The organism is Candidatus Accumulibacter phosphatis (assembly GCF_012939955.1).
GTDB lineage: Bacteria > Pseudomonadota > Gammaproteobacteria > Burkholderiales > Rhodocyclaceae > Accumulibacter > Accumulibacter delftensis.
In genome coordinates, this window is record NZ_SPMY01000068.1 from 1 (window position 1) to 17,676 (window position 17,676).

The 17,676-nt window shown below is 66.9% G+C and carries 15 protein-coding genes; 14 read left to right on the forward strand and 1 reads right to left on the reverse strand.

Annotated elements, in window-relative coordinates; all coding sequences use genetic code 11:
* Positions 1–39: 39 nt before the first annotated feature.
* Positions 40–291 (reverse strand): hypothetical protein, encoded by a 252-nt coding sequence (locus tag E4Q23_RS19575; RefSeq protein WP_169068195.1) that lies wholly within the window; start codon positions 289–291, stop codon positions 40–42.
* A gap of 1,016 nt (positions 292–1,307) precedes the next feature.
* Here E4Q23_RS19575 and E4Q23_RS19580 point away from each other — a divergent pair.
* The 14 genes from E4Q23_RS19580 to E4Q23_RS19645 all read left to right on the forward strand — a co-directional run bounded on the left by E4Q23_RS19580 (position 1,308) and on the right by E4Q23_RS19645 (position 17,665).
* A complete protein-coding gene (locus E4Q23_RS19580; protein ID WP_169068196.1) occupies positions 1,308–2,210 on the forward strand; it encodes a DUF4338 domain-containing protein in 903 nt (300 codons plus the stop codon).
* Positions 2,207–3,721, forward strand: coding sequence for a transposase family protein (locus E4Q23_RS19585; protein ID WP_169068197.1), 1,515 nt, complete (start codon positions 2,207–2,209; stop codon positions 3,719–3,721). Before E4Q23_RS19580 ends, E4Q23_RS19585 begins: the two co-directional genes overlap by 4 nt.
* Before the next feature lie 373 nt (positions 3,722–4,094).
* The gene (locus E4Q23_RS19590) at positions 4,095–5,030 is read left to right on the forward strand and encodes a hypothetical protein (RefSeq protein ID WP_169068198.1); all 936 of its coding nucleotides are present in this window, start codon (positions 4,095–4,097) and stop codon (positions 5,028–5,030) included.
* Positions 5,031–5,123: 93 nt separating this feature from the next.
* Positions 5,124–6,290: a hypothetical protein gene (locus E4Q23_RS19595; protein ID WP_169068199.1), complete on the forward strand. Its 1,167-nt coding sequence runs from the start codon at positions 5,124–5,126 to the stop codon at positions 6,288–6,290.
* 16 nt (positions 6,291–6,306) lie between these two features.
* Positions 6,307–6,756, forward strand: coding sequence for a hypothetical protein (locus tag E4Q23_RS19600; protein WP_211203848.1), 450 nt, complete (start codon positions 6,307–6,309; stop codon positions 6,754–6,756).
* Between the two features lie 167 nt (positions 6,757–6,923).
* Positions 6,924–7,136, forward strand: a complete 213-nt coding sequence (locus E4Q23_RS19605; protein ID WP_169068200.1) for a hypothetical protein — start codon at positions 6,924–6,926, stop codon at positions 7,134–7,136.
* A gap of 3 nt (positions 7,137–7,139) precedes the next feature.
* The gene (locus tag E4Q23_RS19610) at positions 7,140–10,544 is read left to right on the forward strand and encodes a hypothetical protein (protein ID WP_169068201.1); all 3,405 of its coding nucleotides are present in this window, start codon (positions 7,140–7,142) and stop codon (positions 10,542–10,544) included.
* A 14-nt stretch (positions 10,545–10,558) separates the two neighbouring features.
* Positions 10,559–11,719 (forward strand): hypothetical protein, encoded by a 1,161-nt coding sequence (locus tag E4Q23_RS19615; protein ID WP_169068202.1) that lies wholly within the window; start codon positions 10,559–10,561, stop codon positions 11,717–11,719.
* Entirely contained in the window at positions 11,716–12,597 is an 882-nt protein-coding gene (locus E4Q23_RS19620) for an SMI1/KNR4 family protein (RefSeq protein WP_169068203.1), read from the forward strand. The genes E4Q23_RS19615 and E4Q23_RS19620 overlap by 4 nt, the downstream gene beginning before the upstream one ends.
* Positions 12,594–13,085: a hypothetical protein gene (locus E4Q23_RS19625; RefSeq protein WP_169068204.1), complete on the forward strand. Its 492-nt coding sequence runs from the start codon at positions 12,594–12,596 to the stop codon at positions 13,083–13,085. Before E4Q23_RS19620 ends, E4Q23_RS19625 begins: the two co-directional genes overlap by 4 nt.
* A gap of 1 nt (position 13,086) precedes the next feature.
* Positions 13,087–13,641, forward strand: a complete 555-nt coding sequence (locus E4Q23_RS19630; RefSeq protein ID WP_169068205.1) for a hypothetical protein — start codon at positions 13,087–13,089, stop codon at positions 13,639–13,641.
* On the forward strand, positions 13,641–15,743 hold the full coding sequence (locus E4Q23_RS19635; protein ID WP_169068206.1) for a hypothetical protein: 2,103 nt from the start codon (positions 13,641–13,643) through the stop codon (positions 15,741–15,743). The genes E4Q23_RS19630 and E4Q23_RS19635 overlap by 1 nt, the downstream gene beginning before the upstream one ends.
* A 10-nt stretch (positions 15,744–15,753) precedes the next feature.
* A complete protein-coding gene (locus E4Q23_RS19640; RefSeq protein ID WP_169068207.1) occupies positions 15,754–16,236 on the forward strand; it encodes a hypothetical protein in 483 nt (160 codons plus the stop codon).
* On the forward strand, positions 16,229–17,665 hold the full coding sequence (locus E4Q23_RS19645; RefSeq protein WP_169068208.1) for a baseplate J/gp47 family protein: 1,437 nt from the start codon (positions 16,229–16,231) through the stop codon (positions 17,663–17,665). The genes E4Q23_RS19640 and E4Q23_RS19645 overlap by 8 nt, the downstream gene beginning before the upstream one ends.
* Positions 17,666–17,676 lie beyond the last annotated feature (11 nt).

A 17,676-nucleotide genomic window follows, 5' to 3' on the forward strand; every position in this document is an offset into this window, starting at 1 on the left:
CGTTGGTCCTCAGTCTGCTCGAACGCTCGGTCATTCTTCTCACCCCGGCCACGCACCATCGGTGCCACTTTTCCGCGCGTTGAAGGCGACGTCGTCGATGTTGGCGACTGTTTCGGGGAATGCGACGTGCAGGGTTCGGCTGTGGACCGCGGAGATCAGCGCCGAGCGCAGCGCGGCGTCTCCGCAGTGGCTGCGGGCGAGGAAGTTGCTGCCCGGCCAGGCCCGAAAGTGGGCGTCGTGCTCGCCGCTGCGAAGGTAGCGTTCGGTCGCCTGTTCAGGGGTTTCGGGCATCGGTCTTCATCCTTTTGGAAGGCCTATTGTCTTCGCAAATCGATATTCCAGCACGGGTATTGTCCGGGTCGCGTTGGGCGCGCCGGGACGAACGTCGACGACGTCAAGTACTCTCGGCCCGTCAACGAAAGATCCGCCTGTCGCTGGCCATGAATGGGCGCACGCTTGCCACGGTTCCTTCTGTTCGCCGTCGGTGAGCAAATTCTGCAGCGGCAAGCGAAGCGCGAAGATAAGTCTGCGGACGAGCAGGTCGGTGTGGGTGGATTTGCGAGGTGACCGGAAAGTCGAAGCGGGGTTGCGGTTCGAAGAAAGGGCGCTTTTTGCGTGGCAACGCTCGCGTGGCCGAACGCGTTTCGGACGTGCACCCGTTGCGAGCGGCGCGGCTCACAGGGGCTCGGCATCATCATTAACCGGCTACTCGCCAACGCCACTCTGCTCTCTCTGGTCCGACACAAGTAGGTGGCCGAGTGCGCGCCTGCATTTTATGGCGCAGGTTGGGTCGGGCTCCTTAGCTGACCGCGCGGCCTAGCGATGGGTAGATGAGCACTGTCTGGAGAGGCCTGAGGGAGGCCTCATTTGGTGGCTTTCAGCGATGAGCAGACGGTCGCGGTTTTTTCTAAAGTCGACGACGTTAGCCTGGAGCGCTCAGCCGTAAGCGGTCATTCGGCTGCGCCTGTGACTTTCCTCGCCTGACCGGCCGCTATGCGCCGGTAAGCAGCCGGTGGGCGCAGAATGGCGTCCGTCGGCAGTCGGCCATCAACGGACATAGCGACTTTCCAGTGCCACGGCAGCAATAGACTGATTGCAGCCACACAGCTTTCTTGAGCGCCGATCAGATGCATGCCCAATGCATCATGCGCCAGCGCTGAAGCATGACGACGCCGGCCCAGTAGTGGCAAGGCGTTGCGGTGGGCAGGCAAAAAAAAACCTTCGCACAAGAGGGCTAGACAGCCGGGCGGACTTCTGGCAGGATAGGTGGAGCGTAATCAATCTGCGCTTCAGTCGGAGGTTTTGCGATGCTTGCAACGAGTGCGGGGGAATGGGTGCACTGTGGTCGCGTGTTCAGCGCGACGGAGATTGCCGAGCTCTGCGCGACGGTCGCGTGGCTGCCGGGATTGGCACGCAAGGAGTTGGCGGCGACGGTCTGCGAGCACCTGGGGTGGACCACCCTGACGGGGACGGCGAAGATCAGCGCCTGCCTGGAGCTCCTGGAACGTTTGCAGGCGGCCGGATTGCTGGTCCTACCTGCGTTGAGGCCCTCGCCGCCGCGCCGTTGCGCGCCGCCCTCGGCATCCGCCACCCCCGTTGCCGAGCCGGCGGTGCACTGCGCCCTCTCGGCGCTCGCGCCGGTGTCCCTGGCAGTGGTTCGCGACGCGACCCGGGTGGCGCAGTGGGATGCGCTGGTGGCGCGTTGGCACCCGCTGGGTTTCCAGGGGGCCTTCGGTTACCGGCTGCGCTACTTCATAACGGCGGGCGAGCGGCGGCTGGGTTGCGTCCTGCTGTCCGGTGCTGCCCGCGCGGTGGCCGTGCGCGATCAGTGGATCGGCTGGACGCCCCAGGCCCGCCGCGAGAACCTGGCGCGGGTGGTGAACAACAGCCGCTTCCTGATCTTTCCGCACGTCCGGGTGCCGCATCTGGCCAGTCATGTGCTCGGACAACTCGCGCGCCGCGCACGCGCGGACTGGCTCGAACACTGGGGCTTCGAGCCCCTGCTGCTGGAGACCTTCGTCGATCCGCGTCACTATGCCGGCACCTGCTACCGTGCCGCCGGTTGGCAGTTGCTTGGGGCAAGCAGCGGGCGCGGGCTGGCCCGCCCTGGCCAGTCCTATCACAGCACGCCCCGCCAGGTGTGGGTCAAAGCGCTGACCTCGGATGCTTGCGCCTCGCTGTGCGCCGCGCCGGGGAGCCCGCGGTCATGAGCAAACCTTGCCGTCGCCCGACACGCGTGGCCATCAAGAAACTGCGCTCGGAAAAGAAACGGCAGGAGAAGGTACTGAACGCGAAGCTGCGCGCAACGGGACAAGTCCCCCACTCAGCCGCTCCATTGCCCAACAGAAGCTCGGCCTTCGCGACCGTCGACGAGGAACACCGCGAGGACGCCGTGAGCAAACAGATGCGTCTCCTGCGCAAAGAGCTGCCCGCCTTGCTCGCTCAACTGGAACAAATTCCCGACCCGAGAGACCCCAAAAAGCGCCGGCACAAGCTGACCGTGCTTCTGCTCTACGGCTTGCTGATGTTCGTCTTTCAGTTCTCCTCCCGGCGCGAGACCAACCGCGAAATATCCCGTCCCCAGTTCATGGCCAACCTCCACCTGCTGTTCCCGGAGATCGATACCCTGCCACACGCCGACACCCTGTTTCGGCTGTTGCGCGACATTGACCTTGAACAGCTCGAACAGGCCCACGTCGATCTGGTGAGGCGGCTGATTCGCGGCAAGAACTTTCGCCGCTATCTGATCGACCACTGCTATCCGATCGCCATCGACGGCTCACAGAAGCTCGCTGGCGACACCCTCTGGACGGAGGAACTCCTGCAACGTACCGTCGGCAAGGACGAAACCCGTCACACCCAGTACTTCGTCTACGTCCTCGAGGCCAGCTTTGCCTTCCACAACGGCCTGGTCATCCCACTGCTCAGCGAGTTCCTCGAACACGCGCTGGGCGATACCGAAGCGCAAAAGCAGGACTGCGAGCTGCGCGGCTTTGTGCGCTTGAGCGACCGGCTCAAGACGCTGTTCCCCCGCCTGCCGATCCTGCTCCTGCTCGACGGCCTCTACGCCAACGGGCCGGTGATGCGGCGCTGCTTGCGCGCCCACTGGCAGTTCATGATCGTGCTCAAGGACAAGGATTTGTCCACGGTCTGGCAGGAGTTCCGCGCGCTCCACGCCCTGAAGCCACAAGTTGTGCAGCGCGGTTGGGGAAGACGCCGACAACACTTCAGCTGGGTCAACGACATCGACTACGCCTTCGCTGCCAACGGGCGTCAGCGTCTCAAGCAGAATCTGGTGGTCTGTGAGGAAAGCTGGGAGAAGATCGATGAACAGGCCAGGACCGTCACCGAAACATCGCGCCACGCCTGGCTCTCCAGCCAACCGCTCAGCCAAGACAATGTCCATGAGCGCTGCAACCTCGGGGCCCGCCACCGCTGGGGCATCGAAGCGGGCTTCCTCGTCGAAAAACATCAGGGCTACCACTACGAGCATGCCTTTGCCCTCGACTGGAATGCCATGAAAGGCTATCACCTCCTCATGCGCCTGGCGCATGTGTTCAATACCCTGGCACGCTTCACCCGACAGCTACGCGATCTCTATCAGCAACTCGGCGTGCGCGGTGCCATCGCCTTCATCCGAAGCTCCTGCGCCGCCCCCTGGCTCGACCCAGCACGAATCCGCGCGCTCCTCGCCGCTCCATTCCTGCTTCAACTTGAGTGACCTCACACAGGCGTACCCGAAACATCCTCTCGAGCGCGGCGTACGCCGCGTTCGGAAAGGCTCGCCTGGCGATCGTACCGCCGTCCAAAAAACCTTTCGACACACTCCTGACTGACTCCATCCCCCCCCGTCCTTTGCCGCCAGCCAACCACAATCTGACCGCCTCGGCCGCAAAAGCGGGCGTTACCGGCAAACGGGCCCGATTCGGCTGGGTCATGCTTCAGGGCTGCTCGTGTCTCAAAATCATTGACACGTTCCGCCCGGCGATGCTACAATCCCCGCGTGCAGCCATCCGTGCGGTTGGACTTCTTAATCCCCGGCTCGGACGTTGGCGGGCGGCGTGATGTCTTTGTGGTAGCTACAGAGGTAAGTCATGCGGTTTGAAGACAAGATCCTGCTACAGCTCGGCGATCCGGCAGTCTGCAAGACTCTGTTCGACGGCACGCTGGCCGAGCGTCTGCTTGCGGCCAGCTTCGGCTCGCTCGACCTGCTCGCCGCCCCCTATACCGCCGACCCCGTTACCGTGATGCTCGGCCCCACGGCCCCACCGCAATATCGAGGCCGCACGCGACTCCCCGATGGCGGCCTGGCGGAGTTCGAAGTCGATCTGATCGGCCAGACGCACGGACCCTCGGCCCTCCCGGCGATCATCGAGGGCACGGTCTCGGCGATGCTCTCGCCGGTGACGGGCCGGATCGCCACGGTGGAGTCGAGCACGGCGACCATGCCCACCCTCGCGGCGCTCGACAGCGCGGCGAGCGCGGCGGAACTAGCCGACCCGGTCCTGCTGGAGCGCCGCCGCCGCATCGGCCTGGGCAAAGCCATTGCCGGCGCGGGCCTGAGCGATGGCGATGCCGCCCTGCTTGCCGGGGAGTGGCTGAGTGCCGCCGCGGAGGAGGATGTCGCCGCCCTGCTTGAGGCCGAGGCCGGGCCGGCGGGCTATGCGCGGCTCGCCATGCGCTTCGCGATGCGGGAGCCGGCCGCACCGAGCCAGCGCACCACCCGCTTCACTGCCGGCGCCATCGCCAGCACGCTTGCCGATGGATCGGCCTCCGTGCTCGATGTGCTGACCCAGGCCCGTGCGATCCAGCGCGTCATCCGCGCCTCGGGCCGTGGCACGGCGTCCCTGGGCGGCATGGAGCCGCTTGTGCCCGCGCCGGTCATCTGGTTCGTGCCGGCGGCCAGCTTCGACGATGACGACTGGCCGGTTGCGGTCAATGTCGCGGCAAACGACCGTCCTGCGGCGCGCCAAACCCGCGCGGCGGCCTGGTTCGCGACACAAGGCATTGCGCTGATCGGCGTTCCCTAAAGCGGATCGGACGCGCCGCCTCGGCGGCAGGACAAAGGCAAGGCAGGACAGGTCTAGCAGACAGAGCAAGTCACTCAGACGGAGAACAAGGCAATGGCGATCGCTTATCCATTCGTTCAAGTAAAAGTCGACACCAGCGGCCTCACGCCGATCGCGACCCGGGCGCCCGGCGTCGTCGCGATCGTCGGCGTCAGCCTGACCGGCGCGGTCGGGCTCGGCGTGCCGACGCCGGTCGACGATGTCGCGGCTGCCAAGACCGCCTTTGGCGACGGCACCGCACTCACCCGATCGCTGACTGCGGCGCTCTCGCAGAACCCCGCCCCATCCAAGATCTATGGCATCAAGGTGCCGACCGACGACACGGCGGGCTGGACGGCGGCGCTCGAGATCCTCTCGGGCGTGCAGGACGTCACCTTTGTGGTGCTCGCCGAGTCGCCGATCAAGACGCTCGCCGCGGGCGCCGTCGACAAGGTCGCGCTGCTCAAGACGCATTGCGAGGAGAATTCGGACAACGGCCAGCCACGCATCGGCGTTGCCGCGATCGATCCCACCATCGCCCGCTCAGCCAGCTATGGCGCCGATGTCGTCACGCTCATCAACGCCTATACCAGCGACAAGGGCCGCATGGTCGTCGTCGCGGCGCGCGGCGCTCAATATGATGGCGGGGCGCCGGCCGATGTTGCCGCCGCCGCCGCCGGGGCGATCGCCGCGCGCGCGCCTGAGACCTCGATCGTGCTCAAGCTTGTCAGCGGTTTCAAGATTCCGCTGCAAGCTAAATATACGCCCGGTGAGGTCAAGGCACTGTCCAACGCGCTGATCATCCCAATCATCGACCCGATTCTGATCTCGGGCGAGTCGCTCCACTTCGCCGAGGGCACCAGCCTCTCGACCAATGCGGCGCTCAAATATGTCGATATCGTCCGCCTACTCGACGACATGGACTTCACGCTCAAAGCCAGTCTCGTCGGCCTGGTCGGCGATGCCCGCATTACCCGATCGGGGCTTAACACCGTCCGCCGCCAGATCGAGGCAGTGCTGGACGGCTATGTCGGCCGGCAGGCGATCACCAGCTACCAGATCCTGATCGATATCCTGCCGATCCTTGACAAGGCGGAATCGAGCTGGACCCCGGCCGAGCAGCTCCAGGTCAAGAATGCGCGCGCCGAACGGCTGGTCAACGCCACCGTCGTGGTCGTGATCGGCCCGGCCATGCACTGCCTCGTCATCAACCTGCTGCCCACCTTCGCGGCGGCCGCCTGAGCTTCGGAGACCTACCATGGACCTTGTGAACTGGCAATCGCGTCTCGCGGTCAAGTACAAACCCAAGGGCGGCAAGGAAGAGCTGATCACGCCCATCGACAGCTTCCAGCCCTCGTTCGGTCTCTCGGCCGAGGCGCTGCACTCAGTGGAGAAGACGCATATCGGCGTCGTCTATTCGCCCCAGCAGATCACCTTCTCGATGACCGTCAAGGCGATCGGCACGGCGGCGGCGCAGCTCATGAAGATGGCGCTCGACGGCACGCCCTTCGATGTCGTGCTGGTCGAGGGCGAGGATGCAAACGGGCCGCAATGGTCGTTCAAGGAAGTGCTTTTGCAGGACTGCATCATCACCAGCGCGACCCCGACCTCGGCCGCGACATCGGGGGCGCCGTCGGCGACCTTCTCCGGCTTCTCACTCTCGGGCGGGGTCACGGTCGGATCCAAGCGGACCGCTGTCCCGGCCTAAGCGCAGGCAGGGCGCGCCCCGTCTGGGCCGCACCCTGCTCTCATTCTTGGATGTTCATGCGCATGTCCCGCACGTGGAGATGCGCCAGAAGGGGCTGCCAGATGGCAAGAAGTGACGACGCGACCGAGGCAGGCGAACAAAGCCCCAAGCGAGTCCTGGAAGCGGGCTTGGCCGTCGTCCATGAGGGCGAGCTTGTCTTTCCCGCCGCCGGATCGGCCGCGCAGGCCGAGCTGATGCTGGACGACCGCTCGTCCGAGATCGCCATCTATTTCCCGGTCGAGATCGAAATACGCACGGTCGAGCTGGACAGTGCGCGGATGCGCCATATCGCCGAAGATGTGCTGCACGACATGGCGCGTACCCTAGCGGCGAAGATCTGAGCCATGGGCGTCAACGTCGTCCTCCCCATTCGCGTGCGCATCGATCCGGACGCCTTCCGGACCGATCCCGCCGCGCTGGTGGACGCCGTGGAGGTCGCCACGGCGCGGGGCCTGGCCAAGGCGCAGACGGAGGTGTTCGCGACGCGCGGCGGCTATGCGCGGGCGCGGCTCACCCAGCCGGAGATCAGCCTGACCGGGCCGGGCATGGGGCTGTTCGACGCGGGCGAGCGCGACGCGCTGATCGCGTCTGTCGCCGAGGGTATCGGCCGGGCCGGCGCCGGACTGCTCGACGCGCTGGGCCGCACGCGCACCGACCCGCCCGAGCCGCTGCGCGAGGGCGAGAGCACCGCCTATGATCCGGCGCGCGACCTGCTAGGCGGGCTTGGCTATCTTGTCGACAGTTATGGTTCGGGCAGCCGCGAGCCGGGGGCGCAGGTCGCGGCCAAGAAAGGCGCAAAGACGACGCCAAAGCAGAGCCCGCCGCACCAACGCGTGCTTTCGGTTTGCGAGCCGACCGTCGCGGCGCTGCTGGCGGCGGGCAATCGCTATCTGGAGGATGCGCTCAAGGCCGCTTTCGCAGGCGACTATAGCGCCCCGGCCTATCTCGGCGTCTTCTTCCGCAACAAATGGGCCGGCGGCGCTTCCTGGATGGGGATCATCCGGGTGCAGCTCGCCAACGGCCGGCTCGTCGACGCCGGGGGCGACGCGCACTGGCAGAGCGGGATCTTCACCCATGCGACGGTCGAAAAGATGGCCAGCAGCCAACGCGGCTCGGCGGCCAGCGCCGGCCTGCTCCAGCGCTGGGTGCAGGTCGGCCCCAAGCTGCTCGCTCATGCCAAGGCGGTCGCCGAAGCGCTGGGCAGGGTGCAGGAAGAGCAGGGTCATTATGACCAACAGATCGAGGCGCTGCGTCTCAACCCCAAGCGATCAAAGGCCCAGAATGCCGCGATCGCGCGGTTCGAGAAGCTTGGCCGCAAGGATTGGTATCAGTGGGCGGCGGCGCAGCGGGTCAACCCCGCCGATCTGGGTGCGGCACCCTTTCGCCTGTTCCAGATCAACCAGGACAATTATTTCTTCGTGTTCGACGCGGGCCTGAAGCTCGTCTTCGACAGGCTCAATGTCGTGCCACTGATCGAGGATCAGCTCGCCGCCCGCCCGAAAAAGGCGAAGGGCGAGGGCGGCGCGGGTGACAGCAAGACGTCTGGCGACGAGGGCAGCCAAGGTGCGGGGCAGGACGGGCTGAAGGACGGACGCGACGGCAAGGGCGGCGGCGGGGGGCGCGAAGGCGGCAAGGACGATCATCCCGCGATCAGGAAGGGCGGCCTCTCGGTCGGCGACAAGAGCGGCGGCGAATGCCAGGCCTATTGCTTCGAGCGGCCGGAGACGGCGGACCTGAGCTTCGACGGCGCACAACCCTGCGAGATGATCCTCGGCCCGTTCGAGTGCGAGCCGGAGGTCGGCGTCTTCGGCGATCTGGGCAAGCGGATGGCCGAGCTGATCCGCGAGATCGCCATCCAGCTCAAGATGAACGATCACGCCTGGCCCTATGCCGGGGCGTTCGTCATCAACGCCACGCGCGTGGTCCACGCCCGCGCGCTGCTCGCCGCGATCCGCGATCCGGGCGAACTGGGCGACGCCCGTCCGGCGGTCTATGGCGTGGGCAATCTCGGCGCGCTCCATGCCACGATCTCGCGCAGCGCCGGCATCACCCTGCTGCGCGACCTCGGCAAAACGGTCCACCTGATCGAGCAGCTGAGCGAACTGGTGCAGGGCGCGCTCGGCCCCTCCTCCACCTTCCTGTCGGATTGCGGCCAGGCCCAGTTCGGCTCGAAATGGGATCTCCATTATCTCAAGGAGTATTCCTCCGCCGCCGACAGGGCGGGCTACCAGATCTTCGTCCAGGCCTGCCGGGTCTCGATGCTCCAGCTGCTGCGCGCCTCGCGCGGCGGCATCGACTGGATGAGCACCAATTTCGAGACCAATTATCCCACCATCGAGGGGCTGATTCTGGGGCCGACCAAGCGGCTGGTCGAGCTGCGGCGGATGCGCGAGCATATTCTCCAGGCCGAGGCGGGCAATTTCCTCTTCGGCCCCGATGGCGAGGTCACGGTGACGCCCGGCGCCGATCCCAAGGCACAGAAGCGCGGCCTGTGGGACGAGACCAAGGCGGGCGCGAGCGCGACGCTGCGGGTCGGCTATCAGGGCTGGCGCGATGCGCGCGAATGGTGGGCGGACGAGGGCAACAAGCTCGACACCATCGGCCGCGCGCGCCGCGAGATCGCCGCTCGTACGGCGATCGAGGGCACCATCGAACGGCAGGCCGACGGCACATTCGCGGTGCGCGAAACGCGCGACGGCAAGACCAATGTCTGGACGCAGGCTCAGCTCGAAGCCGCCATCGCGCTGACCCAGCAGGCGGCCGAGAGCGTCAATCCGATCGTTAAGCATATGAACAATCTCGAAGGCTCGGCGGCGGCTTTCGAGAGCGGACCGGAGGCGGCAAAGGCCTTCGTGCGCAAGGTCATCGGGCGGATGCGCGCCGCCAATGACGAAGCGACCGACAAGGCGCGCGGCGAGGCGCTGTTTGCCTTCCGCACCGCCAAGCTCACCGAGACCTGGACCGAGCCGACAGTGCCGGGGACCAACGCCAAGCTCACCAACATCCATGCCATGGCGCAGCAGGCGATCGGCGACGCCTTCACCGGCAGCCGCATCTATCGCGAGGGCCTGAAATTCCTGTTCAGCTCCGAGCTGGGCCGCGAGACCGGCCTGCCGCTGCTGGAGCTGGCGATCACCATCGGCGCCTTCGTGCTGTTTGCGCCGGCCGGCTTCCTGCTTTCGGCGGGTTTTGCCGCCGACCGCTATGGCGACGCGACCGGCCACCTGGCGCTCACCGAAGGGCTGATCGATCCCGACCAGGTGTTCAGCCGGGTCGAGGCCGAGCTTGAGCTTTTCATGTCGCATTTCGAGATATTGCTGCTGGTCGTGCCGGAGGGCGGCACGGTCGCCAAGAAGGGCATTCAGGGCCTGCGCACCCTGCGCGAACAGGGGCTCAAGGCCGGCGTCAGGACGATCACGCGACAGGCGACCGCCCATATCCTGCAGGAATTCGCCAATGCGCTGAAGGGCGAGCTGATCCCCGCCTTCATCCACCAGTTGGCGAGCGCCAAGCTGATCGAGCCGCTGCTCCAGCCCATCCTCGGCCCGGTGTTCGAAACGCTGATGCAGGAGGCCGCGATCGGCGGGCCGGGCGGTGTCGGGGGAGCCGGCGAAGCGGAAGGCGATGAGGAAGAGGATGCGACCCCGGACACGCCCGAGGAGCTTTCCGCCCGGCTGCAATTCCTCGCCGACTATGGCGAGATCGACATCGATCCCGACTTCAAGCCGAACCGGGACGACATCCCATGACCCGGCGGTTCTCCATGAAGGGGCTGTTCGGCGCGGCCGAAGCGACGATCGAAGTCGAAAGCAGCAGCCTGCTCGTGAAGATGCGCAACCGGTTGCAGAAGCCGCCGCGCAGCCTCAGCGAAGCCGAAGCGACGCGGATCGTCGAGGATGTCGCCATTGTCGGCCTCACCCGCCTCGGCCGCGCCTTTGAATCGCTCAAGGGCAAGCATATCGACAATGTGCTCAACCTGCGCAACGAGATCGACGGGCTGTTCCACGAGGTGTTCGTCGCCAAGGGATCGGGCACGGACGACGCGGTGCGCAAGGCGCTCGATGCGCGCCTGCCCCGGATCAAGCAGCTCTATGCCGAGCTCGACACCGCCATTCAGGATGCGACCCAGCCGCTCGCCAAGCTGAAGCTGGTGGAGGAAGATGCTGCGCTGCGCGCCAAGGTGGAGGACATCCCCGCCGGCAAGACCTCGGCCAAGGAACGCAAGATCGAGGCGGATCAGGCCCGCGAAATGGGCCGCCGCACCGACCGGCTGCGGCGCAAGGGCTTCCGCAAATATAACGACGGTTTCAAGGTCAAGTTCGCTGACGGCGCCGAGACGGTGCTCAAGGTCAAGAATGGCCGCTATGTCGCGGAAATCTGGGATCAGGGCGTGGGCAAGGGGTCGCCGCGCCGGTTCGAGGAGTTCACGGTCAGCATCGACCCCTACAAGACCGACTTTCGCACCACCTCGGTCCTCCAGCGCAACCATGTCGTGCAGGACAGCCTGATGAAGAAGCTGTTCGGGCCGTTCGGCTATGACAGCGATGCCGTGCCCACCATCTGGATGCGCGACAGCCGCACGGATTCGCCGCACTATAAGGTCACCGGCCAGCAGCGCGCCTACAAGACCGGCAGCGGCAGCGTGATCGACGATGCCGCCAAGCGCGCCTCCCAGCTCAAGAGCAAGAAGGTGAGCGCGATCCCGCCCAACAAGCTGACGCTTGCCGAGATGCAGCGCATGGGCGTGGAGCAGATGAAGTCGGTGGGCTGCCCGCCCGAGGCCATCGTCGCCTATCTCAAGCATTTCGACCGGGTGTTCGAGGCCGGAGTCTACCAGCGCCTGAAAGCCACGTTGTCGGAGTCCGACGTCGCTTCCCTGCTGGGCGACTGGAAGCCGGGCGGGATCGGGATCGGGACGCCATGAGCCCCGTTGACAGCCTCGACACGCTGCTCGATCGCGCCGTGAGCGAAGGCGCGAGCGTGGGCGAGGCCGTGCCTTCCGAGCTGGAGCTCGCCCGGGCGCGCCGGGACGTCCCCATGCCGCGCGAACTGGCGGCCATCTATACCCGCGCCGACGGCCTCGCCTTCCCGCACGTCGAGCTGTTCGATCTTGATGACTTTGCCGATGTGAACGGCGACGAGACGCTGTTCGCGCAGCTGCCCGGTGTCGTCTTCGTCGGCAGCGACGGCGCCGACGGCTTCTTCCTAATGGACCCGGAAGAGACATTGGGCTGCGGCCATGGCACCGTCTTCTGGGCGGATCGCGGTATCCTGGAGCCCGATGCCTGCCGGCTCGCCGCCCCCAGCCTCGCCGACTTTCTGGCCGGCGCGATGGATGACGACGCGATGAACGCGGGGCGTGAGGTCGGCGAAATCTCGCTGGATCAACTGGCGCAGGCCATCTCCGCCCGACCGGACGCCGTCGTCGCCTATCCCGGTTTCGGCGAGGTCGGCGCGATGCTGGCGGCGCGCAAGCTCGACCTGCCCATCTCCTTCGGCCTTTCCGATTTCTACGCCCGCTTCGACGGCCTCTATCTGCATGACATGGGCCTGCGCATCTTCGGCCTCAATGAGTTGGGCGCGATCGTCGGCGACGGCGAGACGGTCGCGCTGTGGTTCGGCAAGGACAAGACCGGGCGGCGCTATGGCCTCACCATCGGCGGCTGGCGCGGCTTTCCGGCCAACCGTCTGTTCGTGGTGCAGAACGAAAGCGAGATCGGCACCGCCGCAACGCTGGGCCGCTTCACCGACGTGTTGCGCGCCTGGATCGAGTCCAGCCCCAGGAGAGACGCCGCGCCATGAGCCAGAGCTTCGTGACGGAAGGAACCGCGCCATCGGCGCTGCTCACCGATGGGCTCATCACCGTGCCGCTCCACGCGGTGAGCGTCATCACTTTGAGCCAGACCTATCATCTCCCGCCCTTCGGCGCGGGCCTCGGGCGCGCGATGATCGACACCCATGACGACACTATGTCGCTCTCGGCCATGCTGATCGGCCCCAACCGGATGCTCGACCGGTTGGGGCTGGAGACTCTGGCGGAAAGCGCAATGCGCGGCAGCGTGCTCAGCCTCGCCAGCGCCGGCCTGATCGACGGGCTCATCCTCTCGACCGCCTTCGGCATCCGCATGAACATGTTCATCCAGTCACTGACCGTCTCCGCCTCGGCCAGCAAGCGCGGCGCGCTCGACGTCTCGCTCTCGCTCACCCAGGCGCCCAAGCTCGGCCTCATCAGCGCGATCCTCGACGTCGTCGGTGCGGTCGCGGCGATCGGCGACGGAACGGGGAGCTGAGATGACCCTCACCGATCACCTGATCCTCCCCCTGCCCGAACGGCCGGACATGCGCCCGGCGCCGAGCGGCATGAACCTCATCGACATCGAGCTGGCGCGCGGCCTACCTGCGCGCATCACGCTGGCCGCCGATCTCGCGCTCGTCGTCGCAGCGCCGACCGGGGCCTATGCCCGCTGGCTGGCGCTGGCGCCCGATACGGTGGTGCTGAGCGCGGCCGACGATACCGCGCCCTATACCTCCGCATCGCATCCGGCGAGCGGCGCGGAGAGCCTGCCGGTGCGGCTCTATCTGATGCGCGGCCCCGCGCTGGTGGCGAGCGTGCCCCTTCGCTCGGGCCGGCGCTGGCTGCTGCCGGAAGTGGGCGCGCCGCTGATCGAGCTGGTGCTGCTCGACGCGGTCATCACCGTCGGCGCGGTGCGTGGCGACCCGATGAGCGGCGCGCGCATCCGCTTCGCCTGGCGGCGCCCCGGCAGCGTCGCGGGCAATCCGCCGATTGGCGAAGTCCTGCCGCCGCCGCAGGCCCGCGCCAGCGTGCGCAACAGGATCGAAAGCTGATGTTCGGCCGCGATCCCCTGCGCAGCGCGGCGGGCTGGAAGCTCACCCTCTCGCCCAAGCAGCCGGGCGCGGCGGCGGGGCTGGGTGGCGTTGGGGCGGGGCTTGCCTCGAGCCTGCTGCCCCTGCCGCGCGGCGACGACATCCAGCTCAGCCACAGCCAGTTCCGCGCCGACATCTCGGTCTCAAAGGCGCTCGGACTCGACGGCGGGCGCGTGAAGATCATCATTGAGCGGCTGCCCTTCATGATGATGCAGGCCATATTGGGCGGCTATGAGAAGGCGGCCAAGCCGGGCGACGGCGGCGCGATCGGCGCTTTTTACGGCACGCTCAAGCTGCTCTGGCGCATCCCCGCGCCATATCCGGGCCTCGATGCGGCGGCGGACCTGCTCCAGGCCGGGCTGGGGCTGGAGGATGGCGACCTTGCCGCCAACTTCGTGGTGACGGGCCTCTCGACCGATGTCGACCGAGTCAATTACCGCCTGACCATCGATGGCGCGGACAGCGCCTGGTTCGCCCTCGCCACGCAAAAGGTTGCGGCGCCGACCTTGATCGCCACGGCCGACGATGTCCGCGCGCTGTGCAAGAAGCTCTCAGTGCCGACCCAGGAGGCTGGTGGTGCCGGCGGGCTCGCGGCGGCGGCGATGGGCGCCGCGGCCGGCGCGCTGGGGCTCGGCGGCGGGGGCGGCGCGGCGGGAGGTGGCGCGTCGAGCGGCACCGGCAAGGCGCAGATCACGCCGCGCGAGCGCGTGGTCGATCGGCTGGGTGAGGTCCAGACCAGCATCGCGCAGCAGGCCAAGGCCGAATGGCTTGGCGGCTTCCTCATCGACAATGGCCATTTGCTGATCGGCAAGGATTTGCTCGACGCCTTCAAGGACAAGCCGATCGATCTGGCCGGCGAGGTCATCACCGCCAAGATGCACGAGCGCGACATGACCGATGCGAGCGCGACGGAACAGGGCTATGCGCTCAGCGTGCGCGGCAATCCGGCGATCAAGCCCGGCCATGTCGTGCGCTTCACCTTCCAGAAGCAGTCGCTGCTCTCGGCCAGCACGGGGCTGGGCTATGCCGATGCCGCGATCGGCGCGGTGACCGATCCGCTCGGCCTGGGCGGCACGGGCGGCGACCCGGTGCTTCTCTATGTGCGCACCGTCCGCCATCGGCTGGCGTCGAGCGTCGGCTTCGTGACCGAGATCGAGGGCGTGCAGGTCGGCACCGAAAGCGCGACCCTACCGGAAAAGCCGCAGCGCGCTGCGCCGCTGCCGCTCTCCCGCTCTCCGGAGGCCAGCGCCAGCGTCATCCACGCAGCAATTACCGGGGGCCGCACCCGCGACGTGCTCGACGTGGCCGAGGTGCGAGCCTTCCGCGCCATCTCGGGCGGCGACGATTCGCCGGGCCAGACCGGCGACCTCATTGTGGGGCTCGCCGACGGCGCGGGGGAAGTGCAGCCCTATCGCACGCTCGACGTCCAGCGCGACAAGCCGCAGCGCGTGCCCAATGTGCCCTATGTCACGCCCTTCGCCTGGGGAGAATATGGCATGGTGCTGCCCCGCTATCCCGGCATGCGCCTGGCCGTCGCCAAACCGGCCGGCAAGCTTGATCAGGCGATCGACCTTGGCGCGCTCTGGTGGTCGGGCAAGGCGAAAAATGCCGAGGCCGGCCCGAAAAATGCCGAGCCGGGCGATTATTGGCTTATCCTGCCGGTCGATCCGAGCGTCGAGGACAGCCCCGACGCCGATCCTGCCAATGAGATCATCGCCCAGGGGAAATTTGCGAGCCACGATCTCATCGACCAGCAGGGACGCCGCTTCGTTCATCTGCGCGAGCTCACCATTCGCGTAGGCGACTGGGTGCTCAAGGCGCCGGGGGACCGCCCGCAGAAGCAGGGCGCCACCGCGACGGAAACCAGCGGCGGCATCCGCATCGAGGGCAACGGCGGCGCCTTCATCGAGATCGACAAAGATGGGAACATCACGATCGGGACGCCCAAGAAGCTCGCGATCAAGGCCGATGAAGGCGTCTCGATCGAGAGCAATGGCGGCATCACCCTCAAGGGCAATGGCGTCACCGCGACGATCAAAGACAGCAAGATGAACGTGGAGTAAGAGGACAGAGATGGCAGGATCGATCTCCGCACAGTCACGAGAGCTCATCGAGCAGCGCACGCTCGGCTGGGGGGTCGGCGTCACGCCGATTGCCTCCGGCGATTACACCCGCGTCGATCTCGCCTTCGCCAATGGCAGCCTGGCTCTCGTCCGCTCGCGCGCCGCGCTAATCCAGGATCTGGCGCTCACCTATTGCACGGGGCTGGGTACCGACCCACTCAACATGGGCACGGGGTTCGACGGCGCCCGCCTCGTCGCGGAAGAGGATGATCCGGGCCTGCTGCGCGAGCGGCTGCGCGCCGCCGCCGCCGTCGTTGCCAATGGCGATCCGCGTGTGGCCCGCGTCGTCGACGTCCAGCTTGCCAGCGCCGTGGCGGAGGGCGAGCAGGCTGGCCGCGCGCGCGCCACGCGGCTCGTCATCACGGTGATCTTCGACCTCATCACCGGCGAGCGCGCCAACGTCACTATTCAGGGAGTTACGATCAATGGCTAGCGGCGACGACATCATTATTGGCGCGGCCGAGCTCAAGCAGCTCGAGGACATGGTCCGCCGCTCGGGCGACAATGGCAATTATGGCCTGACCGACGCCGGCTTCGTGCCCAAGCCCTATATCCAGCTGCTGCGCGAGGGCTTCGCCACCGCATCGGCCGTTCTCGGCGCCGATGTCGATCTCGCGCCGGGCTCGGCGCTCCGCAAGATCATTGAGGTCAATGCCGTCGAACTGGCGCGCACCCACGCGCTGATCGCCGGCATTGTCGACGACATGACTGTTGCTGGCGCGCGCGGCCCGGCCCTCTCCCGGCTCGGCGAGGAGTTGGGCGTGCAGCGCCCCTTCATGCGCGCGACCGGCAGCGTGCGCCTGACCCTCAACGAGAATCTCGCGACGCTGCTCATCCCGCGCGGCGCGCGGATGACCTCCAGCGCCGCCAATCGCCATGTCTTCACGCTGAGCGACGTCGATCTCGGCGCCGCCAGCAAGGCGGTGACGGTGCAGGTTGCCGCCTTCTTCCCCGGCGTCACCGGCAATCTCGATCCCGCCAATGCCGCCGAGAAGATCGCGCTGTGGAATGACGGCTATGATCCGAGCGATCCGGGCGGGGACAAGCTCGCCGCGCTGCGGACGGCCGCACTGACCGTCGGTAAGACGATGGAAGAGGTCGTCACCATCGACCACACCGCCCCGCTCGCTGGCGGTGACCAGCGCTGGCCCGACGAGCGCTATCGCGAGTTGCTGCTGCGCATGCCGCGCTCGGTCTGGACGCCGGACGCGATCCAGGCCGCCGTCTCGCTCGTCCCCGGCGTCCGCCAGGCGATCGTGCGCGATCGCGACGGCGGCATCGACATCGAGCAGTCGATCTTCGGCGACTTCAATTTCCTCGAACGGCTGTTCGCGGCAGAGCGCGACATTTTCGGCAAGGCCAGCTTCAGCATCCTCGTCGCGCCGGAGGATGGCGCGATCTGGGGCGGACCGGGCAATCTGCTGGAGCAGGTGCTGGAGGCAGTGGAGGATCTGCGGCCGATCGGCGTGCTGCCCGAGATCCGGCCGGCCATCGCCACGCCCTTCCATGTGCGCGGCCAGATCTATGTGCGCGGCCTGCCCCTGCCCACCGGCAGCAGCGCGACCGTGAACCAGTCGACCGCCGCCCTCGCCTTCAAACAGCGGCTCGTCGCGCGCATGAACAGCTATGTGAGTGCGCTCGCCATCAATGACAGCGTCCGCCTCGCCAAGCTGGAATATCAGCTCATGTCCGATCCCAATGTGATCGACGTGCAGGACATCGAGATCCTCCAACATGGCTCGGCGACCCAGGGCGCGACGGCGGTCGGGCTCGGCCTTGGCAAGAATCTGCGCGTGCCGGCCGACAGCGTCGCAGTGCTCGCCGACTCGATTGACTCTCTGACCCTGGTGTCCGCGGCATGATCGCCGCCGCG